General features: G+C 68.2%; 26 protein-coding genes and 1 pseudogene. 19 read left to right on the forward strand and 8 right to left on the reverse strand.

Translation table 11 applies throughout. The features are described from left to right. Positions 1–77 precede the first annotated feature (77 nt). From G6N58_RS15090 to G6N58_RS15100, 3 genes are read left to right on the forward strand one after another with little or no spacing between them, the layout of a single operon-like run. A complete protein-coding gene (locus G6N58_RS15090) occupies positions 78–1313 on the forward strand; it encodes an inorganic phosphate transporter (protein ID WP_115278169.1) in 1236 nt (411 codons plus the stop codon). Between the two features lie 11 nt (positions 1314–1324). Beyond that, on the forward strand, positions 1325–1600 hold the full coding sequence (locus tag G6N58_RS15095; RefSeq protein ID WP_068915451.1) for a hypothetical protein: 276 nt from the start codon (positions 1325–1327) through the stop codon (positions 1598–1600). 11 nt (positions 1601–1611) lie between these two features. After that, a complete protein-coding gene (locus G6N58_RS15100) occupies positions 1612–1914 on the forward strand; it encodes a DUF3349 domain-containing protein (protein ID WP_115281494.1) in 303 nt (100 codons plus the stop codon). Here the strand turns inward: G6N58_RS15100 and G6N58_RS15105 are convergent. Further along, positions 1911–2279 (reverse strand): VOC family protein, encoded by a 369-nt coding sequence (locus G6N58_RS15105; protein WP_115278168.1) that lies wholly within the window; start codon positions 2277–2279, stop codon positions 1911–1913. The genes G6N58_RS15100 and G6N58_RS15105 overlap by 4 nt on opposite strands. Before the next feature lie 13 nt (positions 2280–2292). Then, on the reverse strand, positions 2293–3159 hold the full coding sequence (locus tag G6N58_RS15110; RefSeq protein ID WP_435406139.1) for an SDR family oxidoreductase: 867 nt from the start codon (positions 3157–3159) through the stop codon (positions 2293–2295). Between the two features lie 197 nt (positions 3160–3356). Between G6N58_RS15110 and G6N58_RS15115 the strand changes: the two genes are divergently transcribed. The 8 genes from G6N58_RS15115 to G6N58_RS15150 are packed head-to-tail and all read left to right on the forward strand — an operon-like array spanning position 3357 to position 12544. Then, positions 3357–4247, forward strand: coding sequence for a 2-hydroxy-3-oxopropionate reductase (locus G6N58_RS15115; protein ID WP_115278167.1), 891 nt, complete (start codon positions 3357–3359; stop codon positions 4245–4247). Positions 4248–4258: 11 nt separating this feature from the next. Then, complete coding sequence (locus tag G6N58_RS15120) at positions 4259–6319, forward strand: family 10 glycosylhydrolase (RefSeq protein WP_115278166.1); 2061 nt, start codon at positions 4259–4261, stop codon at positions 6317–6319. Next, entirely contained in the window at positions 6316–7374 is a 1059-nt protein-coding gene (locus G6N58_RS15125; RefSeq protein ID WP_197746426.1) for a D-2-hydroxyacid dehydrogenase, read from the forward strand. Before G6N58_RS15120 ends, G6N58_RS15125 begins: the two co-directional genes overlap by 4 nt. Beyond that, positions 7371–8900 (forward strand): ABC transporter substrate-binding protein, encoded by a 1530-nt coding sequence (locus tag G6N58_RS15130; RefSeq protein ID WP_115278165.1) that lies wholly within the window; start codon positions 7371–7373, stop codon positions 8898–8900. The genes G6N58_RS15125 and G6N58_RS15130 overlap by 4 nt, the downstream gene beginning before the upstream one ends. 6 nt (positions 8901–8906) lie before the next feature. After that, positions 8907–9824 (forward strand): ABC transporter permease, encoded by a 918-nt coding sequence (locus tag G6N58_RS15135; protein ID WP_115278164.1) that lies wholly within the window; start codon positions 8907–8909, stop codon positions 9822–9824. 17 nt (positions 9825–9841) lie between these two features. After that, positions 9842–10819: an ABC transporter permease gene (locus G6N58_RS15140; protein ID WP_115278163.1), complete on the forward strand. Its 978-nt coding sequence runs from the start codon at positions 9842–9844 to the stop codon at positions 10817–10819. After that, on the forward strand, positions 10816–11742 hold the full coding sequence (locus G6N58_RS15145; protein WP_115278162.1) for an ABC transporter ATP-binding protein: 927 nt from the start codon (positions 10816–10818) through the stop codon (positions 11740–11742). The genes G6N58_RS15140 and G6N58_RS15145 overlap by 4 nt, the downstream gene beginning before the upstream one ends. Further along, positions 11729–12544: an ATP-binding cassette domain-containing protein gene (locus G6N58_RS15150; RefSeq protein WP_115278161.1), complete on the forward strand. Its 816-nt coding sequence runs from the start codon at positions 11729–11731 to the stop codon at positions 12542–12544. The genes G6N58_RS15145 and G6N58_RS15150 overlap by 14 nt, the downstream gene beginning before the upstream one ends. A 3-nt stretch (positions 12545–12547) precedes the next feature. Here the strand turns inward: G6N58_RS15150 and G6N58_RS15155 are convergent, their stop codons facing one another. The 5 genes from G6N58_RS15155 to G6N58_RS15175 form a co-directional block, all read right to left on the reverse strand. Continuing rightward, the gene (locus G6N58_RS15155) at positions 12548–13606 is read right to left on the reverse strand and encodes a LacI family DNA-binding transcriptional regulator (protein ID WP_115281491.1); all 1059 of its coding nucleotides are present in this window, start codon (positions 13604–13606) and stop codon (positions 12548–12550) included. Positions 13607–13683: 77 nt separating this feature from the next. Next, positions 13684–14265 carry a hypothetical protein gene (locus G6N58_RS15160; protein WP_115278160.1) on the reverse strand — a complete coding sequence of 194 codons (582 nt, stop codon included), beginning with the start codon at positions 14263–14265 and terminating at the stop codon, positions 13684–13686. 67 nt (positions 14266–14332) lie between these two features. Further along, entirely contained in the window at positions 14333–15226 is an 894-nt protein-coding gene (locus tag G6N58_RS15165; protein ID WP_068915464.1) for a 1,4-dihydroxy-2-naphthoyl-CoA synthase, read from the reverse strand. Between the two features lie 4 nt (positions 15227–15230). Then, positions 15231–15680: a nitroreductase/quinone reductase family protein gene (locus tag G6N58_RS15170; RefSeq protein ID WP_115278158.1), complete on the reverse strand. Its 450-nt coding sequence runs from the start codon at positions 15678–15680 to the stop codon at positions 15231–15233. A 10-nt stretch (positions 15681–15690) separates the two neighbouring features. After that, positions 15691–16356 (reverse strand): HAD family hydrolase, encoded by a 666-nt coding sequence (locus G6N58_RS15175; protein ID WP_115281490.1) that lies wholly within the window; start codon positions 16354–16356, stop codon positions 15691–15693. Positions 16357–16441: 85 nt separating this feature from the next. On the opposite strand from G6N58_RS15175, the gene G6N58_RS15180 reads away from it, so the two are divergent. The 4 genes from G6N58_RS15180 to G6N58_RS15195 are packed head-to-tail and all read left to right on the forward strand — an operon-like array spanning position 16442 to position 19309. After that, positions 16442–17131 (forward strand): glycosyltransferase family 2 protein, encoded by a 690-nt coding sequence (locus tag G6N58_RS15180; RefSeq protein WP_232067873.1) that lies wholly within the window; start codon positions 16442–16444, stop codon positions 17129–17131. Further along, positions 17128–17997 (forward strand): acyl-CoA dehydrogenase family protein, encoded by an 870-nt coding sequence (locus G6N58_RS15185; protein ID WP_115278156.1) that lies wholly within the window; start codon positions 17128–17130, stop codon positions 17995–17997. Before G6N58_RS15180 ends, G6N58_RS15185 begins: the two co-directional genes overlap by 4 nt. Further along, positions 17994–18719, forward strand: a complete 726-nt coding sequence (locus tag G6N58_RS15190; RefSeq protein ID WP_115278155.1) for a PIG-L deacetylase family protein — start codon at positions 17994–17996, stop codon at positions 18717–18719. The genes G6N58_RS15185 and G6N58_RS15190 overlap by 4 nt, the downstream gene beginning before the upstream one ends. A 26-nt stretch (positions 18720–18745) precedes the next feature. Beyond that, positions 18746–19309, forward strand: coding sequence for an SAM-dependent methyltransferase (locus G6N58_RS15195; protein ID WP_115278154.1), 564 nt, complete (start codon positions 18746–18748; stop codon positions 19307–19309). A 45-nt stretch (positions 19310–19354) separates the two neighbouring features. Here G6N58_RS15195 and fadD8 read toward each other — a convergent pair whose 3' ends face one another. Next, positions 19355–20965: a fatty-acid--CoA ligase FadD8 gene (gene fadD8 / locus G6N58_RS15200; RefSeq protein WP_115278153.1), complete on the reverse strand. Its 1611-nt coding sequence runs from the start codon at positions 20963–20965 to the stop codon at positions 19355–19357. Between the two features lie 63 nt (positions 20966–21028). Between fadD8 and G6N58_RS15205 the strand changes: the two are divergent. The 4 genes and pseudogenes from G6N58_RS15205 to G6N58_RS15220 all read left to right on the forward strand — a co-directional run. Continuing rightward, positions 21029–21979, forward strand: a pseudogene (locus G6N58_RS15205) (o-succinylbenzoate synthase); the annotation flags it as partial. Positions 21980–22194: 215 nt separating this feature from the next. Continuing rightward, a complete protein-coding gene (locus G6N58_RS15210; protein WP_115278151.1) occupies positions 22195–22677 on the forward strand; it encodes a DUF1707 domain-containing protein in 483 nt (160 codons plus the stop codon). Next, a complete protein-coding gene (locus tag G6N58_RS15215; RefSeq protein WP_115278150.1) occupies positions 22674–23426 on the forward strand; it encodes a DJ-1/PfpI family protein in 753 nt (250 codons plus the stop codon). The genes G6N58_RS15210 and G6N58_RS15215 overlap by 4 nt, the downstream gene beginning before the upstream one ends. A gap of 16 nt (positions 23427–23442) precedes the next feature. Further along, a complete protein-coding gene (locus tag G6N58_RS15220) occupies positions 23443–24252 on the forward strand; it encodes an alpha/beta fold hydrolase (protein ID WP_115281489.1) in 810 nt (269 codons plus the stop codon). Positions 24253–24254: the final 2 nt, after the last annotated feature.

Here is a 24254-nt window from a genome sequence, read left to right on the forward strand (position 1 = left end):
ATAAAGCCAGCTCAGCGAACGCTTGGCGGTTGTCGACGGTTAGTCGAATTCACCTATCAGACCGCACAATTAGCCCCATGAGCGCAGAGATGATCATTCTGATCCTCCTTATCGCGACGGCACTGGCATTCGACTTCACCAACGGCTTCCACGACACCGGGAACGCCATGGCCACCTCGATCGCGACCCGCGCGCTGAAGCCCAAGACCGCTGTCCTGCTGGCCGGTGTATTGAACCTGGTCGGCGCGTTCCTGTCGGTGGAGGTGGCGCTGACGGTCACCACCTCGGTGCTGAAGATCCAGGACAGCAAAACCGGCACGCTGCTGCCCAACATCGACGCCTCCACCGGGCTGACCATCATCTTCGCCGGGCTCATCGGCGGCATCCTGTGGAACCTGCTGACCTGGCTGTTCGGCATCCCGTCCAGCTCGTCGCACGCACTGTTTGGCGGGCTCATCGGTGCGGGGATGGCGGCCATCGGGCTGGCCGGCGTCAACTGGTCCGGCGTCACCCAGAAGGTGCTGATTCCGGCGGTTGCCGCCCCGGTGATCGCCGGTCTCGTCGCCGCCTGCGGTACCTGGCTGGTCTACAAGATCACCCAGAACGTACAGAAGAACCGCCGCGAGGAAGGGTTCCGGTGGGGTCAGATCGCCACCGCCTCGTTGGTGGCGCTGTCCCACGGCACCAACGATGCGCAGAAGACCATGGGTGTCATCGCCCTGGCGCTGATCACCACCGGCCACCTCACCGGTGACGTCGCCGAGGACGGACTGCCGTTCTGGATCATCGCCAGCTGCGCGCTCGCCATCGGCCTGGGCACCTACCTGGGCGGCTGGCGGGTCATCCGCACCCTGGGCAAGGGGCTGGTCGAGATCGAGTCGCCGCAGGGGCTGGCTGCCGAGGCCTCCTCGGCCGCGATCATCCTGAGCTCCTCGGCGGCGGGCATGGCGCTGTCCACCACCCACGTGGCCACCGGTTCGATCCTGGGCAGTGGCGTCGGAAAGCCTGGCGCGCAGGTCCGTTGGGCGGTCGCCGGCCGCATGGCGATCGCCTGGATCATCACCCTGCCGGCGGCGGGCCTGGTGGGAGCGGTCGCCTTCTGGATCTCGCACCTGGTCGCCGGAGCCACCACCCAGCTGGTGGGTGACGGCCTGATCTTCCTCATCCTGGTCGCGCTGTCCTTCTACATGTGGTGGCGCGCCCAGCAGCAGAAGGTGGACCACAACAACGTCAACGCCGACTGGGACGAGTCCACCAACTCCGTGGTGCCGGCCGACATGCGCGACGACGCCGCCGCCAAGACCACCGTCTAGAAGGAACCGACATGATCTATGTGGAAAGCATTTTCAAGGTCCTGGTGGTGGGTCTGATCCTGGGTGCCGGGTTGCCCGCGATCTTCGCCGCCGGGCTGGTGGCGTACTCGCACGGCGCCGGTGTCACCGACGCCGACGGCACCACCCACTCGACCAACCCGGCGGTGAAGTTCCTGGGGCTGGCACTGTTCGTCTTCGTCGGCTTCGTCATCCTGACGGCGCTGGCCTGGATCACCCGGTCTACCATCGAGCACCACTTCGGTATCAACCTCTTCCCGTTCGTGTGAGTGAGGCAGCCATGACGCAGAGTTCGTTCAACAACGTGATCGCCTGGCTCAACGCCGGTTTCCCCGAAGGCGTGCCGCCCAAGGATCACTTCGCCCTACTGGCGCTGCTCAAGCGCACGCTGTCCGAGGAGGAGGTGGTGGCCGCCGCCCGCACCATCCTCAAAGGTGCTGACGCCGACACCCCGGTGACCGAGGCGCAGATCCGCGAGGCCATTGCCGCGCTGATCGATAAAGAGCCCAATCCCGAAGAGATGCACCAGGTTTCGTCACGGCTGGCCCTGGTGGGCTGGCCGCTGGCGACGCCGGTGAATTAGCGACGATCGCGCCGCAACGGGTGATCCTCGGGCACCTGGACAAAGATCAGGGTCACCCCGTCGGGGTCGCTGACGTGCATCTCGTGCAGCCCCCACGCTTCCTGCCTGGCGGCCCGCGCAATCGGTACACCCCGGCCCTCGAGTTCGGCCTGGGTGGCGTAGAGGTCGCGCACCTGCAGCCACAGTGAGCCGCCACTGGTGGGCTCCCCGTGTCCGGCGAGTTCGATCAGCGACTGGCCGGCGTAGAACACGGTGCCCCCGCTGTACTCCCGGGCGATGGCCAGACCGATGCTGTCGCGGTAGAACTCGACCGAGCGCCGGTAGTCCGATGGCCGGAACAGGACGCGGCTGGCCAGAATCTCCATGCCCACCTGTCTATCACCCGGGCTGGAAGCCCTGACGTCGCATCAATCCGGTCACCACACCCGGGGCCACGGTGTCGACCGCCCGCGCAGTCATCGCGATCCGCGGTGCAATCCGCACGGGACGGGTGCGGGCTGCCTCGATCATCCAGTCAGCCGCTTCCTCCGCACTCAGGGCGGGCAGACCGTCGTAGGCCCGGGTCGGTGCGATCATCGGGGTGGCCACCAGCGGGTAGTACAGCGTCGTGGATTTGATGCCCTTGGGCGCCCATTCGGTTTCGATGGCGCGGCTCACGGTGCTCAGGGCGGCTTTGGAGGCGTTGTATGCGGCGAACAGCGGCACCGACTCGTTCATCACGCCCCAGGTCGAGACGTTGATGATGTGCCCGTCGCCGCGCTCGAGCATGCCGGGGGCCACGCCGCGGATCAGCCGCAGCGGTGAGTAGTAGTTCAGCGTCATGGTGCGCTCGACGTCGTGCCAGCGGTCCAGCGACTGCTCCAGCGGCCGCCGGATCGAGCGGCCGGCATTGTTGATCAGGATGTCCACCACGCCAACGTCTTTCATCAACGCATCGATGGCATCGAGATCGGACAGGTCACACGGGAACGCGTGGGCGGCGCCGCCGGCATCGGCGATCCGGTCCACCACCTCGTCGAGGAGTTCGGCGCGGCGGGCCACCGCGAACACCGTCGCACCCGCGGCGCCGAACTTCTGTGCGGCCGCGGCACCGATGCCGGAGGAGGCGCCCGTCAGCAGTACCCGCTTGCCCCGCAGATCGATGCGGGTGCGGGTGGGCAGGGTCAGCGGGGGACGCATGCCGGTCAAGGCCACGGCAGTGGCCAGGGCGTTCGTCGCGGCGCGCAGCGGATTCACGGAGCGCACGTTACCCGGCCCGGCTGAGGTGGCCCGCGTGCGCTCGCGGACGCCTCGGCGTCACAGCGGTGACGTGCGCCGCATCAGCCGGCAGGGGTGACGTGGTTGACATCAGCTGGTAAATCGAAATACCATTCGCGGCGACCAGCTCTCGAAAGCGGTCATCTGCCTTTGGTGGATCGGTCTACTCGACATGAGGAGCGCGTGTGGCGGAAGTGGCATTCATCGGCCTCGGCATCATGGGGGCGCCCATGGCGGCCAACCTGGTGGCTGCCGGCCACCGGGTTCGCGGTTACAGTCGCACCGCGGCCACCCGCTCCGCCGCGGCTGCCACCGGGGTCGAGCCTGCCGACACCGCCGCCAAGGCCGTCACCGGTGCCGACGTCGTGATCACGATGTTGCCCGATACCCCCGACGTGCTCGGAGTCCTGTTCGGCAGCCAGCCGTCACCAGTGGTCGACGACATCGCCGCGGGAGCCACCGTCATCGATATGAGCACCATCGAGCCCGGCGCCTCCGCTGAGATCGCCGCCCGCCTCGCCGAGCGTGGCATCGCGGCGCTCGACGCGCCCGTCAGCGGAGGGCAGGCCGGCGCCGAAGAGGGTTCGCTGTCGATCATGGTCGGCGGGGAGCAGGCTGTCTTCGACCGTTGCCGCCCGCTGCTCGAGGCGATGGGTTCGACGATCGTGCGCGTGGGGGCGGCGGGCACCGGACAGTCGGTGAAGGCGGCCAACCAGCTGATGGTGGCCGGACACCTGCAGATGCTGGCCGAGGCCCTGGTCTTCCTCGATTCCCAAGGCGTCGACCCCGAACTCGCCTTGGACGTCATCGGTGGCGGTCTGGCCGGCAGCACGGTGATTGCGCGTAAACGCCGCAACTACGTCGACCGAAACTTCACCCCCGGTTTCCGAGTGGAACTGCACCACAAGGACCTCGGCATCGTCACGCGCACCGCCCGGGACGCCGGGCTGGCGCTGCCGGCGACCGCCCTGGTCAGCCAGCTCGTGGCTGCCCTGGTGGCCCAAGGTCACGGTGGACTCGACCATTCGGCGCTGCACCGGTTGGCCATCGAGATGAACGGTGGAGTGGCCCGGTGAGTGCGGCTCCGATGAACACAGCGAAAGCGCACTTCTCACAGGCGAATTGGTGGGCCTCACCGTTCGCGATGTTCCAGACCAACCTGCGTGAGGTCGATGCGACCATGGACGTCGGTGCCGTCGCCGATGCTGTCGCCGCATTCGGAGCCGACACCTGGCTGGTCAACGGTGGCGGCATCATGTCCTTCTATCCCACCGACCTACCGTTCCAGACCCGCAACCCCTTCCTGGACGCGCGCCCCGGTGGTGATCTGCTGGGCGACGCAGTGGAGGCAGCCCACGCCCGCGGTCTGCGGTTGCTGGCCCGGATGGATTTCTCCAAAGTCAGCCAGGCCATCGCCGATGCCCACCCGCAGTGGTGCTTCGTGGGTCCCGACGGGCGGCGGCAGGTGTACAACGGTCTGGTCAGCGTGTGCCCGAGTGCCGGCTACTACCAGGAGAAGATCTTCGAGGTCATCGACGAAGTACTCGACCGCTACGACATCGACGGATTCTTCTTCAACTGGCTCACTTTCAACGAAGTCGACTACAGCGGCCGCTACTGGGGTGTCTCGCAAAACGCGTCCTCCAAGGCAGGCTTCGCCGAATTCAGCGGCGGCCTCGAGCTGCCGACCGGACCCGATTCGCCGCACTACGATCTGTGGCGGCGCTACTCCAGCGGAGTCATCCAGGAGCTGACCCACCGCATCAACACCCACATCCGCGGTCGCCGGCCCAACGTGGGTCTGATCCGCTCCGACATCGTGTTCTACGAAGCCAACAACGAAGTGGGACGCGAACTCTGGCACCACGCCACCGGTGAGGCCGTCAGCGCGTTCCGGTCCCGCGAGCCGCAGCGTCCGGTGGTGGTCAACTCCGTGGCCTTCATCGACATGCCGTACCGGTTGGCGGGGGAGCAACCGCAGCATTTCGCCCAGTACCTCCTGCAGGCGATGGCGCGCGGGGCCAATCCGTCGACCTACATCATGGGTGTGCCGGGCGACATCCCCAACGCCGCACTGGAATCCGCCGGTGAGATAGTCCGCTTCCATCGTGACCACCGCGCCGTGTACACCGATCTGGGCCCGGGTGCCCGGGTGGGGCTGGTGCGGCCGGACCGGTTGGCCCAGGACCTGGCGCGCCACGAACAGTCCACTCAGGAGTTCCGGGGGCTTTACGCCGCCCTGCAGCAGGCGCACATCGCCTTCGACGTGCTGCCGGCCGAGGGCATCGCCGAGATGAACTCCACCGGCGGCCTGCGGCGCTACCGGTTGTTGGTCATCCCCGACGTCCCCAGTCTGCCCACCGAGGTGATCGCCGCGCTGGACACCTTCGTCGACGCGGGGGGCCGGGTGGCCCTGACCGGTCGCAGCGGATTCGGCGACACCGGCCACGGCGTCCTGGCGGCCACCCCCGCGATCCGGATCACCGACGCGGTAGACGATGCCGAGCAACTCAAATCCACGTATGTCACCGCCGCCGACCAGGTGGCCGACGGGGTGCGCTTCGGCGCTTCCCTGGTTCCGGTGTACGGGGTGCACTACGACGTCGAGCTGCGTCGCGACGCGGACACCCGCGGCAGCCATCTCGCGCGCGCCCCGTTCGGTCCGCCCGAGAAGGCCTACGGCAACCAGCCCGACGGGCAGCCGGCCTTCGTCCTCGGCGCCCCGTCCGGCGCCCTGGGTGGCCGAGTGGGCCTGGTGCCCTGGACGATTGGACGCAGTTTTCACGAGTTGGGGCTGACCAGCATCCGCGACACCTTCCTGGAACTGGTGCACGAACTCGCCGGTGACGACCTCGGGGTGACGGCACAGCTACCCGAGCAGGCGGAGATCACCGTGCAACAACGCCCCGATCTGATGGTGGTCCACGTGCTGAACCTATCGGGGGCGCGACGCAAGAGTTTCGGGCCCGAGATCGACATCTCCGACGGGCGGTTGATCATCCCGATGCAGCCGGGTGCGGTCACGGTGCGTTCGCTGGTCACCGAGTCGGACCTGGCGACCGAATGGGACGGCGGCCGCGTCGTGGTGAGGCTCCCCAAGATCGGCCTCTATGACGTCATCACCATTGCTGCCGAGGAGACCCCGTGAGCAATATCAGGACCATCAGCACCGTGCTGTCCACTGTCCCGTTCACCGAGGCCGAGATCGACCAGCTGCGTGCGGCATTCGCACCGGCGGAGTTCGTGTGGTGCCCGTCTGACGACGACGCGACCATCGCAGCGGTGCTCGAGCGGGCCGACGTCGCTGTTCTCGAAGGCGATCTCGACGACCGCTTCGTCGCGGCGCCGCAACTGCGCTGGGTGCATTGCGATCATTCCGGGCTCAACCGCTCGGCCCGGCCCGACGTGTTTGACAAGGGTCTGATCGTCACCGGATCGGCAGGCCGCTCGGCGCCGGCCCTGGCCCAGCACGGATTCTATTTCGCACTGGCGCTCACCTTCGAGGCGCAACGGCTCTTCGAGCATCAGCGCGAGCACGTCTGGCGTGGCATCGACGGCTACTTCTGGAAGGAAGGCCTGTGGGGTAAGACCCTCGGCATCGTCGGCTTCGGCCACACCGGCCGGGAAATGGCCTCGCTGGGAAAGGCTTTCGGTATGCGGGTGATCGTCTACCGGCGCAACGGTGAGACCGTGCCCGACAATGTCGACGTGCTGCTCGCCGCGGACAACGGCGACACCATCGACCCGCTGGTCAACCAGTCCGATGTCATCATGCTGGCCACCCAGCTCACCGATGCCACCTACCACCTCTTCGACGGGCCGCGGTTCGCGCAGATGAAGTCCAGTGCCTTCATCATCAACCTCGCGCGCGGGGCGGTGATCGACACCGCAGCCCTGATCGACGCGCTGAACCGTGGTGAGATCGCCGGTGCCGGTCTGGACGTGTTCGAAGAGGAGCCGCTGCCGGCCGATTCGCCGTTGTGGGATGCCCCCAATCTGGTGCTCACGCCCCACATGACCCCCCGGATGCCGGACAAGACCCAACGTTCGATCAACACCATCGTCGAGAACGTCCGCCGGTACCGCGCCTGCGAGCCCCTGCTCAACGCCATCACTCCCCGCGATGCTTTCACCCGCAGTCCGCTCCTGGCCCCTGCCCTCGGTGCAGAGTTGCCCTCCCACGAAAAGGAGAACCGCCCATGACGACGATGTCATCGCGAGTCGCGGCGCTCGCCGTCGCCACCCTGCTCCTGTCGACTGCCTGCGGCAGCGGTACCACCGGCGGTGCGCCCGCCGACGGTAATCTGACCATCGTGGTCGCCGTCGAACCTGTGTCCCTGGACCCGTGCGACACCCAGGACGCGGCCAATGCGGTGGTGCTGCGCTCCAACGTGACCGAGTCGCTCACGCGAATCGACCCCGCCAGTGGTGAAGTGGTGCCGCTGCTGGCCGAGTCCTGGGTCCAGAAAGACCCCAACACATGGACTTTCACCCTCCGCGACGGGGTGACGTTCCACGACGGGACACCGTTCGACGCCGAGGCTGCCGCGGCCAGTATCCGGCGGGTGGTCGACCCCGAGCTGAACTGCCAGAACCTCGACCAGTTCCCCTACCCGCTCACCGTCACTGCCGTCGATTCCACCACACTCGACATCACCTCGGAGACACCGGATTCCATCCTGCCGGTGCGCATCAGCTACGCGGACATCGGTGCGCCCAGCACTCCGGCCGACAGCAAGACCACCGAACCGGTGGGCACCGGACCCTTTGCCTTCTCCGACCGGGTGCAGGGCGAGTCGGTCACCCTGGCCCGCTACGACGGCTACTGGGGCGAGGCGCCCGAGGCCAACGGTGTCCGGTATGTCTACCGCGCAGAACCGTCGGTCCGGGCCGGCATGGCCCGCACGGGGGAAGCCAGTCTGGCGGTACCGATTTCGGTGCAGGATGCCACCGATGACGACCGCACCCGGGAGTACAGCGACAACCGGGTGTTTTTCCTGCGTACCCCCACCGAGAAGGCCCCCTTCACCGACGTCCGGGTGCGCCAGGCCGCGGCCTATGCGATCGACAAGGACACCATTGTCGGCACCCTGATGCAGCGTTCTGGGCAGCCCACCGATCAGATCGTGGCCGCCAGCGTCAACGGCTTCGTCGAGGGCTATGAAGGGCCGGGCTTCGACCCCGAACGGGCCAAAGCGCTCCTGGCCGAAGCCAGGGCCGACGGTGTGGATGTCGACGCCGCGTTCGACCTGGTGACCCGCCCGGATCTGTTCCCGGGTTCCGACGAGGTGATCCAGTACGTCCACCAGAACCTGCAGGATGTCGGCTTCAACGTCGACATCCTGAGCCTGGACACCGACGCCTGGCTGCAACTGCTGCGCGCACCCTTCCCCGCCGATCAGAAGCCCAACATCATCGCGATCTCGCACGACAACGTGACGGGCGACGCCAGTTTCACCTTTCCGAAGTACATGGCCGGTGACGGATCCAACTCCACCATCCGCAGCCCCGAGATCGACACCCTGCTGCGCGAGGCCGAGCTGGCGGTCGGCGAGGACCGGGCCCGGCTCTACCAGGAGGCGGCAACCTATCAGTACAACGAGATCGCCGGATTCGTGCCGCTGGCACTGCAATCGAAGCTGCTGATGCTCGGACCCGGAGTCGAGTACGAACCGAACGGACTCACCGGTGTCGAACTCCGGGTCTCCGACATCACCTTCGCCGACTGATATCCCATGGGGACCTTCTTGCTTCGCCGACTCGCCGCCAGTGCGGTGACGGTGGTCGGCGTCGTGGTGATCGTGTTCTTCCTGGCCCGGATCACCGGGAACCCGGCCAACCTGTATCTGCCCGAAGGCGCCAGCCCGGAACGCTATGCCCAGTTCAATGCGCAGCACGGGTTCGACCTGCCGCTGTGGCAGCAGTTCCTGCGGTTCCTCGGCGGTGCCGTGCGACTGGACTTCGGCGACTCCATCTGGCAGCAGCGGCCTGCCCTTCAGGCCGCTGCGGAGGCCATGCCGCCGACACTGGCACTGGCGGTGATCGCACTGGCTGTCTCGCTGGTGCTCGCGGTTCCGTTGGGCGCCATCGCCGCCCGCCGCAAATTCAAGGCGGTCGACAAGGCGATCACCTTCTCCTCGCTGACCTCTGCCAGCGTTCCCGACTTCTGGTTCGCGCTGGTGGGCGTGCTCTTCCTGTCCATCCAGCTGGGTCTGCTGCCGACCTCGGGTGCCGCCTCACCGGCGGCCTGGGTGCTGCCGGTGGCCACCCTGACCCTGGCGCCGCTGGGGGTGCTGGTCCAGGTGACCCGTGGGGCCATGATCGATTCGCTGGCGTCAGGATACGTCCAGAATGCGCGGGCACGGGGATTCACCGGCAACCGGTTGGTTTACCGACACGCGCTGCGCAACGCCGCCCTGCCCATCATCACCGTCGCCGGTGATCGCGCGGCGGGCATGGTCAACGGTGCGATCATCGTGGGCACCGTGTTCGCGTTCCCCGGCATCGGAACGTTGATCGTCGGCGCCGTACTCAACCGCGACTTCGCACTCATCCAGGCCAGCGTGTTCATCGTCGGTATCGCGGTGGTGCTGCTGAACATTCTGGTGGACCTCACCTACGCACTGGCTGACGCCCGTGTGCGGATCAGTTGAGACGAGGCAGGTTACCCATGATCCCCACTCAGTCCGCCCCGGCCGCGGCCCCGGGCCCGGCCACCGGTGGCGCGACGACGGCCGGCCGCAGCGCCCGCCGCACCTACGCCGCCGACCTCAAACTGCTCATCCGCTCGGCCAGTGCACTGGCAAGCCTGATCTGGCTGCTGGCGCTGATCCTGATTGCGGCCGTGTTCCCGCTGTTCATCACCGACGCCGCCAACCACCAGGATCTCGCCCTGCGGTTCCTGCCGCCGTTCACCGTCGACCACGGCCTGTCGTTCGTGCTCGGCGCCGACAGCCTCGGCCGGCCGATCCTGTTGCAGCTCATCGTCGGGGCGCGGACCTCACTGCTGGTGGCGGCGTGCACCGTCGCGCTGTCGGCGCTGGTGGGCACCGTGATCGGCATCGTCTCGGGCTACTACGGCGGCTGGGCCGACACAGTGCTGATGCGCCTGGCCGACATCCTGCACACGGTGCCCTCACTGCTGCTCGCGCTGGCGGTGCTCTATGTGCTGCAGCCGAGCATCACCAACCTCGTGCTCGTGCTCGCGGTCACCCGGATTCCGGTCTACCTGCGCACCGCCCGTGCCCAGACACTGGAACTGCGGGAGCGGGTGTTCGTCGAATCCTCGCGCTCCATCGGTGCTTCCGACTGGCGCATCATGGCCAAGGACATCACCCCCATGGTCACCCCCACCATGCGGACGCTGGCCATGCTGGAAGTGGCCAACGTGATCCTGGCGGCTGCCAGCCTGAGCTTTCTGGGGATCGGCCTGCAGAGACCGGATGTCGACTGGGGGATGATGGTCTCCGACGGCCGGTCCTACCTCAGCGTCGCGTGGTGGGTGACCGTCTTCCCAGGACTGACCATCGTGGCCACCGCGCTGGCGGCCAACCTGCTGTCCAACTGGCTGCGGGCCATCGAAGATCCCACTCAGCGAGGCTTTTTCGTGAAACCGGCCAAGCGCACCACGAAGACGGCACGGTCATGACGGCGGGAACGCCGGCGCTGTCGGTTGATGATCTGCGTATCACCTTCCAGACCGAGAAAGGTGAGGTCGAAGCCGTTCGGGGTGTCTCGTTCACCCTGGCGCAGGGCGAGAGCTTGGCGCTGCTAGGGGAGAGCGGTTCGGGAAAGACGGTGACGGGACGGTCGCTGCTGGGCCTGGTCGATCACCCCGGGCGGGTCAGCGGATCCATCCGCTACCAGGGTGAGCAGATTGTCGGCCGCAGCGAGGAGCAACTGCGCCAGGTACGCGGCGTCGGGATGTCGATGGTGTTCCAGGATTCCCTGGACAGCCTCAACCCGGTGTTCTCCGTCGGCGCGCAACTCACCGAGATCCTGCGGGTGCGCCGCGGTGCGTCGCGACAGGAGGCCCGCGCCGAGGCGCTGCGTCTCATGGATGCGGTGGGCATTCCCGACCCGGAGAACCGCATCCGCGACTACCCGCACCAGTTCTCCGGCGGGATGCGCCAACGCATCTGCATCGCGATGGCGATCGCGCTGAATCCGCGGTTGCTGATCGCCGATGAACCGACCACTGCGCTGGACGTGACGGTCCAGGCGGGCATCCTGAAACTGTTGCGGCAGTTGCAGAAAGAGCGCCTAATGTCGCTCATCTTCGTGACGCACGACCTGGCGGTGGCACGGCTGGTCGCCGACTCGGTGCTGGTGATGTATCGCGGTGAGATAGTCGAGCGGGGCGTACTCGAGCAGGTGTTCGCCGCACCGCGGCATCCGTACACCAAGGCGTTGCTGGCCGCGCACCCCGCGCGGGCCCGGCGGTGGCAGGATCTGCGCTCACTGGCCGACGACGAGATCCAGCAGATGCCCCCGTCCGAGACCGATGCCGTGCTCACGCCTGCCGCGGCCGAGACGATCCTGGAGCAAGGAGCAGTCCATGACCCCCGCTGACGGACCGGTGCTGCAGGTTGAGGGACTGGTCAAGGAGTTCACCGGGGGCCGCGGGCGCGGCCGGACCACGGTGCGCGCGGTCAACGGGGTCAGCTTCTCGTTGTGGGCCGGTGAATGTCTGGCCATCGTCGGCGAGTCCGGCTCGGGCAAGTCGACGCTGGCACGATCGGTGCTGCGGTTGGTGGAGCCCGATGCCGGCTCGGTGCTGTTCCGCGGAAAGGATCTGCTGGCGCTCTCGCCGTCTGAGATGCGCTCGCAGCGGCGGCATCTGCAGATGATCTTCCAGGACCCGTACGCTTCGTTACATCCAAGACGCACTGTGGCACAGTTGATCTCCGAGCCGTGGGTGGTGCACAAGGACGTCTTCACCGATTCCCCGGCCGAGCGCGCGGCCCGAGTGCTCGACCTGCTCCGGCAGGTGGGGTTGCCGGAGTCGTTTGCCGACGAGTACCCGAGTCGGCTGTCCGGAGGGCAGCGGCAACGGGTGGCCATCGCCAGGGCGATCGGTCTGAACCCCCAGGTGCTCGTCCTGGACGAGCCGGTCTCGGCGCTGGACGTGTCGATCCAGGCTCAGATCATCAAGCTGCTGATGACGCTGCGCGAGCAGTTACAGCTGGCGTATCTGTTCATCAGCCACGATCTCGCGCTGGTCCGGCTCGTCGCCGACAAGGTGCTGGTGCTCTACCGCGGGGACGTGGTGGAGGCGGGCGACACCGCGACCATCTTCGCCGATCCTCAGCACGAGTACACCCGCACGTTGTTGGCTGCCTCCCCGACGTTGGACGCTCCCGTCGGGCACTGAGGCTCAGTCCGTGGGGGCCGGGCCGGTGGACCCGCGCACCAACAGGTGTGGACGGGTGACCTGCTGGACTTCGATGTCTTCGCCGAGCAGGTTGAGCAGCTTGGTGGCCACCGCGCGGCCGCGTTGCACCGCGTCGCGCTGGACCGTGGTCAGGGTGGGGTCGATCCACGCCCCGATGGGCAGACCGTCGAATCCGACCACCGAGAGTTGTTCGGGCACAGCCACTCCGCGTCCACGGGCGGCGCTGATGCCGGCGATCGCCATCGGGTCGGAGCCGTAGATGATGGCGGTGGGTTGCGCGTCGGTGCCATCCAGCAACACGGTGGTGCGCTCGGCGGCGTTCTCCGGGGTGTAGTCGGCGGCGATGGAGGCGATGGGCCGCAGCCCCTGGGTCGACATGGTGGCTTCGAACATCAGTCGGCGTTCGCGTGCCTGCACACGGTCATCCGGTCCGCCGATGTAGGCGATGCGTCGGTGACCCAGCTGCACCAGATGCGCTACGGCGTCGTCGATTCCGGCGCCCGGAGGATCGGAGTCCATGTGCGGCACCGGGTCTCCTTCGTCCGGTGTGCCGATCAGCACCGCCGGCAGACCCAGAGACCGCATGAGCGCGAAACGGCCGTCGCCGTAGCGGCTGTCGGTCAGGATCACCCCGTCGACCCGGCGTTCGTCGGCCATCATCCGGTAGGCGCGGGCCTCATCCTCGGGGGTGCGGTCGATCAGATAGAGCAGCAGGCCGTACCCGGCGGGTGCCAGCACCGATTCCAGGCCCGAGATCAACAGCGAACTGGTGGCACCGATCTCGAGCGCCCCCGGCCGATTGAGGACCAGTCCGACGGTCCTGCTGCGGGACCGCCGCAGCGCCACCGCGGCGGTGCTCGGCGTCCAGTTCAGCTTGTCCGCGGCCTCGTGGATCCGCGCCGCGGTGGGTGCGGAGATCCGGCCGGAGTTGTTGAACACCTTGGACACTGCGGCGCGGGAAACACCGGCCAGTGCGGCGACGTCGGCGATCGTCGGGCGTCTGCCGGTTCCCGGCGGGGGCACACTGCGTTCATTGCCCATGGTGGTCTCATCTCGCGGGTCGTACAACAGGTGCTGACAGCTCAGGGTAATCGATCTACCACACCCCGGCACAACTGTCAGACCCGTTTCCTGCGCTGCGCCCGACGCGCGCTCTGCAGCAGCTTGGTCTGCCTGCGGGTGCGCGACACCATCCCCTCGGTCCACCACCGCGCCAGCGGCACCACGATGAGCACGACGATCGGGTACACCAGGCCCCAGGCGTCACCGTCGTAGGCCGCGATCACCAGCAGCAGCACTGCCGCTGCCATCAGGATCGCCGTCATGGCCTGATCGCGGCGCTTGTTGGCCTTGTTCCGGTCCAGGTAGACCGTGCCCAGCCGCAGCGCGGCCTTGAGCACCTCGGGGTCTTCCGGCGCGGGGCCCGAGGTGCTGGCCCGCACGGCCGCCGACCGCTGAGCCGGCGACAGCCCCTGCACCTGGGCGGAGTAGGTCTGGCGGGTGTCCTGGGTGCGCCAGGTCAGCATCGCCGCGAACGCGATGGTGAACACGACGAAGAACAGGGTGCCCGCCGGCCAGTTCAGCAGGATCGGCCGGTGGGACTCGTCGGCGGAGAACATGCTCGCCATGACCGCGACCACGGCTCCCACCAGCGCCCAGCACAGCGCCTGCACCCACAGTGGAGCCAGCAGTATTCGCATGGCTGCATTATCCCTGTGAGTTCGGCGCGCTTCCGACCGCTCACCGGTTACAAGCGCGCCGAAGTCGCTAGAAGTAGCGGGGGAACGGGGTCCAGTCGGGGTCGCGCTTCTCCAGGAACGCGTCGCGGCCCTCGACGGCCTCGTCGGTCATGTAGGCCAGCCGGGTGGCTTCCCCGGCGAACAGCTGCTGGCCCACCAGACCGTCGTCGAGCAGGTTGAACGCGTACTTCAACATCCTCTGGGCCTGCGGGGACTTGCCGTTGATGGTGGCAGCCCACTCCAGCGCGACGGTCTCGAGGTCGGCGTGGTCGACGACGCGGTTGACCGCACCCATCTGGTGCATCTGCTCGGCGGTGTAGGCCTCACCGAGGAAGAAAATCTCACGGGCGAACTTCTGGCCCACCTGCCGCGCCAGATATGCGCTGCCGAACCCGCCGTCGAAGCTGCCCACGTCGGCGTCGGTCTGCTTGAAGCGGGCGTGCTCGCGGGAGGCCAGCGTCAGATCGCACACCACGTGCAGCGAGTGCCCGCCGCCGGCGGCCCAGCCGTTGACCAGACAGATCACCGGCTTGGGCATGAAGCGGATCAGCCGCTGCACCTCCAGGATGTGCAGCCGGCCCGCGCGTGCGACGTCCACCGAGTCCGCGGTCTCACCGCTGGCGTACTGGTAGCCGCTGCGGCCGCGGATGCGCTGATCACCTCCGGAACAGAACGCCCAGCCGCCGTCCTTGGGGGACGGGCCGTTGCCGGTCAGCAGCACCACGCCCACGGTCGGATCCATCCGCGCGTGATCGAGGGCCTGGTACAGCTCGTCGACGGTGTGCGGACGGAACGCGTTGCGCACCTCGGGCCGGTCGAACGCCACCCGGACCGTCGCGTCGGCCTTGGCCCGGTGATAGGTGATGTCGGTGAAATCGAAGCCGGCCACCGGCTCCCACTTCGAGGGGTCGAAAGGGTTCACGGGGTCACACGGTATCGAACCGGAACACCGCGCAACGCCCCGCCAGTGCTTCGAACTCCTCGGGCCTGCCCTCGGTGACCAGTCCCGCGTTCTTCATGAAGCTGACGCCGGTGGGCACCTTGTCGGGGAACATGTACAGCAATGGCCGCGCTTCCTCGACCGACATCTCCACCATGCGCACCTGTTCGCTGCGGCGTCCCTGCGTCAGCACCGCATTCGGATTGGCCCTGGCGTTGCGCACCCAGTCCGCCCCCGGGAAACCGCCCACCACATAACGCTTTCCGTCGACGTACATCGGTGTGATCGGGGTGGACCGCGGCTTGCCCGACGTGCGTCCGATCACCGTCAGCACCAGTGGGCCCTCTTTCCCGAAGATCGGGATCCCGGCCTTTTGGGCGACCATGAAGACCTTGTTCATCGGTTTGAGCCACCACGGTGGACGGGGATCGGCCATGCTGACGAGATTAGACCTCGAAGCCGAAATCGCGCACGGCGCGCAGCAAACCGTCCGGGCGCTCGGCCGTGGGCAGCGGATCCACCAGGGCGAAGCCGCAACCCACCGCGCGGGCGCCGCCGTCGGCTTCATCGCTGTCGCCCACCATCACGGTGTCGGCCGCCGCGACCCCCAGCCGCTGCAGGGCCGCGGTGAAGATCGCCGAGTCGGGTTTGACCGCGCCCACTTCGAACGAGAGCACGAATTCGTCGACGTGCTTGTCGGCGCCGATGGCCGCGAACGCGGGCCGGATGTCGAAGGCGATGTTGGACACCACCGCGGTCTTGATGCCGTGAGCTGCCAGCGTGGAGAGCACCTGTGCGGTGTCCGGGTAGGGCGTCCACGAGGCCGGGTCGATGACGCGTTGATACAGCGATTCGGCGTGGTGGTCGGCGACGCCGGATTCCCGCAGTACGTGGAGGTAAGCCTCGCGGTGCAGGTGTGGGGCCAGGTCGCGGTTGCACCAGGCGTGGTACTCCTGCGGGCCCATCTCCACCGATCGCCCGGTGGGCGCGGTCAGCCGGCGCATCAGCTCGGCCTGGACGTGACCGTCCACCTCCCGGTCGTCGACGGAGATGCCGGCAAACCAGCTCGGATCCTCCTCGAGGCGGAACAGGGTGCCGGAGAAATCGAACATCGCAGCGGTGTGGGGCACCCTCCCATGCTGCCATCGGCCTCGCGCTGATTTGGTTGAAGTCTTGTTTTCTGGATACCTCTTCGCTGTGAGTCTGTTCTCGGGGGCAGGTGTGGTGATTCCCGCACACAATGAGAAGGCGAATCTGCCGCGCACCCTGCGGGCCGTGATCACCGCTGCGGCCGGGGCGCTGATCCCGGTGCACATCGTGGTGGTGCTGGACAACTGCGACGACAACAGCGAGCAATTGGCGGCCATGTTCGGCACGCAGGTCCACTTCGTCACCGTCGACGCCGGCAATGTCGGTGCGGCCCGGGCGGCCGGGTTCAGCTATGTCCGTTCGTTGGGCACCACCGACGAGGACATGTGGTACGCCACCACCGACGCCGACACCCGGGTGGACCCGGACTGGCTGATCCGCCAGCTCGACGTGTGTTCGTCCGAGGGCGCCGACATGGTGCTCGGTGTGGTGCGGATCGCCGACTGGCGGCGGCTGCCGGTGGCAGTCCTGCGGCGGTACGTGCGCGGGTACGAGAGCAAGTCCGATCACGTGCACGGCGCGAACATGGGCTTTCGTGCCGACGCCTACTGGAAGGTGGGCGGATTCCAGCCGCTGCGTAGCAAGGAGGACGTGGACCTCGTGCAGCGGTTCACCGCGGCCGGCCTGCGGGTGCGCCACGAACCGAAGCTGTCGGTGGCCACCTCGGCGCGACCGCAGGGCCGTGCCCCGGGCGGCTTCGCCGCGCACCTGCGATCGCTGAACAAGGACTCCGCGTGACGGTTCGGCAGTGGCTGGAGGCCGGGCTGCTGGACCTGCCGCTGCCGGGCTCCGGTGCCACAGCACAGCGCTGGCGGCGGTTGGCCGACCTCGCCGAACAGGACCTGGTGGCCGCCCGCTTGGCCGAGGCGCATTGTGATGCGGTGGCCATCTTGGCCGAGCTGGGCGCCAAACCGCCCGCGCCGCACGAGCTCTGGGGGGTGTGGGCGGCCGAGGCGCCGGACGCGGTGGTGACGGTTCGCGACGGGGGCGTCCTCGACGGTGTCAAAGCATGGTGTTCCGGCGCGGGTCTGTGCACGCACGCTCTGGTGACCGCCCAGGGTGGGTTGTACGCCGTCGCAGTGGCCGACACCGAACCGCAGCCCTCGACGTGGGCCAACGCCGGCATGTCCGGAAGTGACACGCGCGCGGTGCGATTCGACGGAGTGCGGGCCACCTACATCGGCGACTACCTGGATCGTCCTGGGTTCTGGCACGGTGCCATCGGGGTGGCCGCGTGCTGGCTCGGGGGAGCGCGGGCGGTGGCGGCCCCGCTGTATCGCAAGGCCCGCGATGAGCACGCCCTGGCGCACCTGGGTGCTGTCGACGCCGCACTGGCCGCTGCCGACGCCGTCCTCGAGGTGGCAGCCGATCGGATCGACGCCGATCCGGGCGCCGACGCGCAGGTCCTGGCGCGGCGCGCCCGCGCCGTTGTCGAAGACGCTGTGGACCAGGCGATCACGCGTACCGGGCGGGCGCTCGGACCTGGCCCGTTGTGCGCCGACGCCGCTCACGCCCAGCGCGTGGCGGATCTGAGCATCTATGTCCGGCAGAGCCACGCCGAGCGTGATCTTGCCGAGCTGGGCCGCCGGGTGACGTCGGCGTGAGCAACGGAGCCCGGTTCGTGGCCCGGCCGCTGGCCGGTGGGGGCACCCCGACAGCAGACTGGCTGCGCGCGCAGCCGTTGCCGGTGTTGGACCTCTCCGACTGTCCCGGCCTGGTGGTGGTGGCCGCGCATCCCGACGACGAGACGCTGGGGCTGGGCGGCACGCTGGCGCAACTGGCGGCCCGCGGTGTCGAGGTCTCGGTGGTGTCGGTCACCGACGGCGGGGCCGCGGACGTCGCAGGTATCGACCAGCGCAGCCTCGAGCAGCAGCGGCGCAACGAGTTGAACTGTGCTGCAGAGATTCTCGGAGTCAACAGGGTGACCCGGCTGGGCTTGGCCGACGGTGCGGTGGCGGACGACGAGGATCGCCTGGTCGACCTGCTGGTCGAGATCCTGGCCGGTGAGCAGGTGTGGTGCGCGGCGACCTGGCGCGGCGACGGCCATCCCGACCACGAGGCGGTGGGCCGTGCGGCGGCCGTCGCCGCCCAGCGGGCCGGGGTGACGTTCGTCGAGTATCCGGTGTGGATGTGGCACTGGGCGGCGCCGGCGGATCCGGACGTGCCCTGGCATCGGGCGGTCTCGGTGCCCCTGGACCCCCCGGCGCTGGAGCGCAAAGAGATTGCAGCGCAGTGCTTCCAGAGCCAGTTCGCGGGAATCGACCCGGTGTTGCCGCCGTTCGTCCTGCCCCGCCTGATGGCGGTGGGGGAGGTGCTGTTCCGGTGAGACTGCCCGATGAGTACTTCCAGCGTATGTACGCCCAATCCGACGATCCGTGGCACCTGGCGACCCGCTGGTATGAGCAGCGCAAGTACGCCATCACCATGTCGTTGCTGCCGCGGCCGCGTTACCGGCATGCCTTCGAACCGGGCTGTTCGGTCGGCACTGTCACCGCACACTTGGTGCAGCGCTGCGATCACGTCACTGCCATCGATGTGGCGCAGGCGGCGCTGGACACCGCGGCGGCCCGCGTGACATCGGGGGTCACCTTCGCCCGGGGCAGCCTCGACGACCCCTGGCCCAAGGGTCCGTTCGATCTGTTGGTCCTCAGCGAGGTCGGTTACTACCTGGCCGCTGATGCGCTGGAAGATACTCTGCTGCAGGAGATTCCGCGGCTGGCGCCGGATGCCACGGTGGTGGCCGCGCACTGGCGCCACCCGGTTGACGACTATCCGATCACCGGTGACCAGGTGCACCAGGTCGTGGCCGGTGTCCCCGGGCTCACCCGCCTCGGCGGTTACCGCGACCGCGACGTACTGATCGAGGTGTTCGACACCGGGGATGGAAGCTCCGTGGCAACGCGCGAATTCCTGTGATTTGTGGAGTGTGACCGGTGCTCAGCGCCGGTGACACTCCACAAATCAACCGACTGAGCGGGTGGCGCCCTCCCAGAACCGGGCCCGCACGGCCTTCTTGTCCGGCTTGCCCAGACCGGTCAGCGGCAGGGAGTCGGCCAGCACCACCTGTTTGGGTGACTGCACCGAACCCTTGCGTTCCTTCACCGCGGCCTGGATCTCGGCGGTCATCTGCACCACCGCGGGCTCGGAGGAGTCGGCGTCCGCGCGCAGTACCACCACCGCGGTCACGGCCTCACCCCATTTGTCGTCGGGGGTGCCCACCACACATACCTGGGCCACCGCCGGATGTTCAGCGATGACGTCCTCGACCTCGCGCGGGAAGACGTTGAACCCGCCGGTGACGATCATGTCCTTGACCCGGTCGACGATGAACCAGAACCCGTCTTCGTCCTCGCGGGCCATATCGCCGGTGCGCAACCAGCCGTCCTTGAACGTCTCGGCCGTCTGCTCCGGCAGGCCCCAGTAGCCGCCGGCCAGCAGCGGCCCGGACACGCAGATCTCACCCGGCTCACCCTGGGGTACCGGATTGCCGTCGGGATCGAGCAGCGCGCAGCGGGCGAACAGCGTCGGCCGCCCGCAGGAGGACAGCCGCTTCTCGTCATGATCGACCTTGGCCAGATAGGAGATGGCCATCGGCGCCTCGGACTGTCCGTAGTTCTGCGCGAAGATCTTGCCGAAGCGCGAGATGGCCTCCGACAACCGGACCGGGTTGATGGCCGAGGCGCCGTAGTACACCGTCTCCAACGACGAGAGGTCGCGGGTGTGGGAATCCGGGTGATCCATCAGCGCGTACAGCATCGACGGCACCAGGAACGTCGCGGTGATCTTCTTTTCCTCGATGGTGCGCAGCACCTCGGCCGGATCGAACTTGGGCAGCACGAACATCTCGCCGCCCTTGATCGCCGTCGGCAGGAAGTACGCCGCGCCGGCGTGCGAAAGCGGGGTGATCATCAGGAACCGGGGTGTCTCCGGCCATTCCCACTCCGCCAGCTGGATGGTGGTCATGGTGGTGGTGGCCTGCACCGTCATGATCACGCCCTTGGGCTTGCCGGTGGTGCCGCCGGTGTAGGTCAGGCCGCCGATGTGATCCGGCGGCAGATCCGCGGCCACCAGCGGGCGCGGCTCGAACTTGGCGGCCTCGGCGTTCAGGTCCACCACGGTGGCGCCCGACTCGGCCAGCTCCGGAGGCACCGGCCCGATGGTGAGGATCTGCTTGAGCGAGTCCACCTTGCCGAGTAGCCCCAGCGCGCGCTCGACGAACATCGGCTGCGGGTCGATGATCAACGACGTCACCCCGGCGTCGGAGAGCACGTAGGCGTGATCATCCAGCGAGCCGAGAGGGTGTAGTGCCGTGCGACGGTAGCCCTGGGTCTGTCCGGCGCCGACGATCATCAGCACCTCGGGGCGGTTGAGCGACAGCAGCCCGACCGCGGTCCCGGTGCCGGCGCCGACGGCTTCGAACGCCTGAATGTACTGGCTGATGCGGTCGGCGAGCTGGCCGCCGGTCAAGGTGGTGTCGCCGAGATGCAGTAGCGGTTTGGTGCGGTGCCGCTTGAGCGCCCCCGCGAGCAGGTGGCCGGAATGAACGGGATGACGCAGCAGTTCGTCGCTCATGAACCCCAGACTAGAACGTGTTGCAGTTCTCGTCAGCAACCGGCCGGGAAATAGCATCACCAGATGCCGAGCCTGGACGACCTGCTGGACCGCGTACACGTGGTGAGCCTGCCGATGCGGGTGCGCTTCCGCGGGATCACCACTCGGGAGGTCGCGCTGTTCGACGGCCCGGCCGGCTGGGGCGAGTTCGGCCCCTTCCTCGAGTACGGACCGCCGGAGGCCGCACACTGGCTGGCCTCGGCCATCGACGCGGCCTATCACGACGCCCCCGCACCCCGGCGCACCCGGATCGCGATCAATGCCACCGTGCCCGCGGTGCCCGCCGCGCAGGTGCCGGAGGTGCTGGCCCGGTTCCCCGGCGCGGGTACCGCCAAGGTCAAGGTTGCCGAGCCGGGGCAGACGCTGGCCGACGACGTGGCCCGGGTGAACGCCGTCCGGGCGCTGATTCCGACGGTGCGGGTGGACGCCAACGGCGGCTGGTCGGTGGAGCAGGCGGTGACGGCCGCGGCCGCGCTGACCGCCGACGGGCCGCTGGAGTATCTGGAGCAGCCGTGCGCGACGGTGCCGGAGCTGGCCGCGCTGCGTCGGCGCGTGCAGGTTCCGGTGGCCGCGGACGAGAGCATCCGCAAGGCCGAGGACCCGCTGCTGGTGGTGCGCGAGCGGGCCGCTGACGTCGCGGTGGTGAAGGTGGCTCCGCTGGGCGGGGTGCACGCGCTGCTGGACATCGTGGGCCGCATCGACATCCCGGTGGTGGTGTCCAGTGCGCTGGATTCGGCCGTCGGCATCGGCGCGGGCCTCGCGGCGGCCGCGGCCCTGCCGACGCTGGACCATGCCTGCGGCCTCGGTACCGGCGGACTGTTCGTCGAAGACGTGGCCGACGCGCTGGTGCCCGTCGACGGATACCTGCCCGTCGGGCCCGTCGCCCCCGATCCGGCCCGGCTGGCCGCGCTGCGTGCCCCCGCCGAGCGCCGCGACTGGTGGATCGCCCGCATCCGCGACTGCCACCCCCTTCTCGCCGAAATCGCCACATCGGCCCAGGCCGAGGCTGGCGTGGGGGTTCCCCAGCGGGGCGAGGGGGCGGGCGAGCCAGGTGAAGGAGATGGGCCGGAAGTGTGAGGCCCAGAAGTTCGAGTAGCGACGGGATTTTTGTCGGTTTCGGCGCACCCCTTGACTCGCATCTTGTCAGTGCCTAGATTCTGAACTAGGCACTGACAAGATGGGAGCACGCCATGACGACCCCCGTGGTGGACCGACGTATCGGTGACGCCGACCGAGAGCGCGCCGCAGCCCAGCTCGGGTTGGCGCTCACCCGTGGCTATCTGGACTTCGCGGAGTACGAGACGCGGGTGGGTCAGGTGTTCACTGCGGCGACCTCCGCCGAACTCAACCCACTGACGGCAGACCTGCCCTCGGCGATTCGCCGCCACGACCCGCAACGGCTGGCCGCGCAGGCCCGGGCGGCGCGGCTGAGCGTGCGGATCCACCTGGCCGGCTACCTGGCGATGGTGGTGATTGTGCTGACGGTGTGGGCGCTCACGGCCGTGTTCGCCGGCGCCACCTACTTCTGGCCCATCTGGCCGATCCTGGGCGCCGGCATCGGCGTGCTCTCCCACACCGTCGGCGTCCGCCACGGATTCCGGCCGCCGTGCGCCGCTCCGCGGGGTGCCGGGCATGGACGTCCCGCGCCGTGGCGAGACACCATGAACTCATGACCCAAGTCGCCATCGTCGTCTACCCGGGCTTCACCGCGCTGGATTTCATCGGCCCCTACGAGGTGCTGCAGAGCGTGCCCGATGTCGAAATCCGCTTCGTCTGGCACGAAACCGGCCCCGTGACAGCCGATTCCGGGGTTCTGATGATCGGCGCCACCCACACCTTCGCCGAGACGCCGGATCCGGACGTGCTGCTGATTCCCGGCGGCATGACCACCATGGAGCATGCCCGCGACACCGCGCTGCTGAACTGGGTGCGCCAGGTCCACCGGCGCACGCTGTGGACCACCTCGGTGTGCACCGGCTCGCTGGTGCTGGCGGCAGCCGGGGTGCTCGACGGCGTCCGGGCCACCTCGCACTGGGGGATGCTGCCCGCGCTCAAGGCGTTCGGGGTCACCGCGGTCGGCGACCAGCGCATCGTGGCCCAGGGCAAGATCGTCACCGCCGCCGGGGTGTCGGCCGGCATCGACCTCGGCTTGTGGCTGGCCGCCCGGCTGTCCGACGAGGCCACCGCCAAGGCCATCCAGCTGATCATCGAGTACGACCCGCAGCCGCCGTTTGATTCCGGTCACATGTCGAAGGCCTCCGCCGCCACCAAGGCCTCGGCCACCGCTCTGCTGGGCCGCGACCTGGTGAAGCCGAAAGCGCTGGCGGCCGGCACCTTGCTGTTGTGGGACGCCGCGTTGGCGCGATTTCGGCGCGGAGACAACGCCCGTGAGCGACCGGATTCGCGCCGAAATCGCACGTAGTACCTTGGGCCGGGTGATCAACCTGGCCTATGACGACCGCGGCACCGGCGATCCGGTGCTGTTCATCGCCGGACGCGGGGGAGCCGGGCGCACCTGGCATCTGCATCAGGTCCCCGCCTTCCAGCGGGCCGGCTACCGGATCATCACGTTCGACAACCGCGGCGTCGGCGCCACCGAGAACGCCAGCGGCTTCACCACCGCCACCATGGTCAACGACACCGCGACGCTCATCGAGGAGCTGGTGGGCGGCCCGGTGCGCATCGTCGGGATCTCGATGGGCAGCTTCATCGCCCAGGAACTGATGGTGGCCCGCCCGGATCTGGTCAGTGAGGCCGTGCTGATGGCCACCCGCGGCCGCCACGACCACACCCGCGAGTTCTTCACCAACGCCGAGAAGAGGCGGATGGACGCCGGCATCGAGCTGCCGCCCGACTACTCGGCGAAAATCCGTATGCTGGAGAGCTTTTCGCCGGTCACGTTGAACAATGACCGGATGGCCGGCGACTGGATCGAGATGTTCACCATGTGGCCCGAGCGCAACACTCCGGGGCTGCGCGCCCAGTTGGAGGTGGCGCCGCAGGAGAACCGTCTGCCGGTCTACCGCAGCATCGGCAACCGGGTCCTGGTGATCGGCTTCGGTGACGATGTGGTGACGCCCCCGCATCTGGGCGCCGAGGTGGCCGACGCCATCCCCAACGCCCGTTTCCGCAAGATCCGCGAGGCCGGGCACCTGGGTTTCCTCGAACAACCCGAGACCGTGAACACCGCGATGCTGGAGTTCTTCAATGCCACCCGGCCGTCGCGCCCGGCCCTGGACCTAGTCTGAGT

It is taken from the genome of Mycolicibacterium tokaiense (assembly GCF_010725885.1).
Taxonomy (GTDB): domain Bacteria; phylum Actinomycetota; class Actinomycetes; order Mycobacteriales; family Mycobacteriaceae; genus Mycobacterium; species Mycobacterium tokaiense.

Bases quoted from the DNA above. Each gene is read 5' to 3' on its own strand.
- G6N58_RS15090 (WP_115278169.1), top strand. From the start codon at position 78: ATGAGCGCAGAGATGATCATTCTGATCCTCCTTATCGCGACGGCACTG.
- G6N58_RS15095 (WP_068915451.1), top strand. From the start codon at position 1,325: ATGATCTATGTGGAAAGCATTTTCAAGGTCCTGGTGGTGGGTCTGATC.
- G6N58_RS15100 (WP_115281494.1), top strand. From the start codon at position 1,612: ATGACGCAGAGTTCGTTCAACAACGTGATCGCCTGGCTCAACGCCGGT.
- G6N58_RS15105 (WP_115278168.1), bottom strand. From the start codon at position 2,279: ATGGAGATTCTGGCCAGCCGCGTCCTGTTCCGGCCATCGGACTACCGG.
- G6N58_RS15120 (WP_115278166.1), top strand. From the start codon at position 4,259: ATGAACACAGCGAAAGCGCACTTCTCACAGGCGAATTGGTGGGCCTCA.
- G6N58_RS15130 (WP_115278165.1), top strand. From the start codon at position 7,371: ATGACGACGATGTCATCGCGAGTCGCGGCGCTCGCCGTCGCCACCCTG.
- G6N58_RS15135 (WP_115278164.1), top strand. From the start codon at position 8,907: ATGGGGACCTTCTTGCTTCGCCGACTCGCCGCCAGTGCGGTGACGGTG.
- G6N58_RS15140 (WP_115278163.1), top strand. From the start codon at position 9,842: ATGATCCCCACTCAGTCCGCCCCGGCCGCGGCCCCGGGCCCGGCCACC.
- G6N58_RS15145 (WP_115278162.1), top strand. From the start codon at position 10,816: ATGACGGCGGGAACGCCGGCGCTGTCGGTTGATGATCTGCGTATCACC.
- G6N58_RS15150 (WP_115278161.1), top strand. From the start codon at position 11,729: ATGACCCCCGCTGACGGACCGGTGCTGCAGGTTGAGGGACTGGTCAAG.
- G6N58_RS15155 (WP_115281491.1), bottom strand. From the start codon at position 13,606: ATGGGCAATGAACGCAGTGTGCCCCCGCCGGGAACCGGCAGACGCCCG.
- G6N58_RS15160 (WP_115278160.1), bottom strand. From the start codon at position 14,265: ATGCGAATACTGCTGGCTCCACTGTGGGTGCAGGCGCTGTGCTGGGCG.
- G6N58_RS15170 (WP_115278158.1), bottom strand. From the start codon at position 15,680: ATGGCCGATCCCCGTCCACCGTGGTGGCTCAAACCGATGAACAAGGTC.
- G6N58_RS15175 (WP_115281490.1), bottom strand. From the start codon at position 16,356: ATGTTCGATTTCTCCGGCACCCTGTTCCGCCTCGAGGAGGATCCGAGC.
- G6N58_RS15195 (WP_115278154.1), top strand. From the start codon at position 18,746: ATGTACGCCCAATCCGACGATCCGTGGCACCTGGCGACCCGCTGGTAT.
- fadD8 (WP_115278153.1), bottom strand. From the start codon at position 20,965: ATGAGCGACGAACTGCTGCGTCATCCCGTTCATTCCGGCCACCTGCTC.
- G6N58_RS15210 (WP_115278151.1), top strand. From the start codon at position 22,195: ATGACGACCCCCGTGGTGGACCGACGTATCGGTGACGCCGACCGAGAG.
- G6N58_RS15215 (WP_115278150.1), top strand. From the start codon at position 22,674: ATGACCCAAGTCGCCATCGTCGTCTACCCGGGCTTCACCGCGCTGGAT.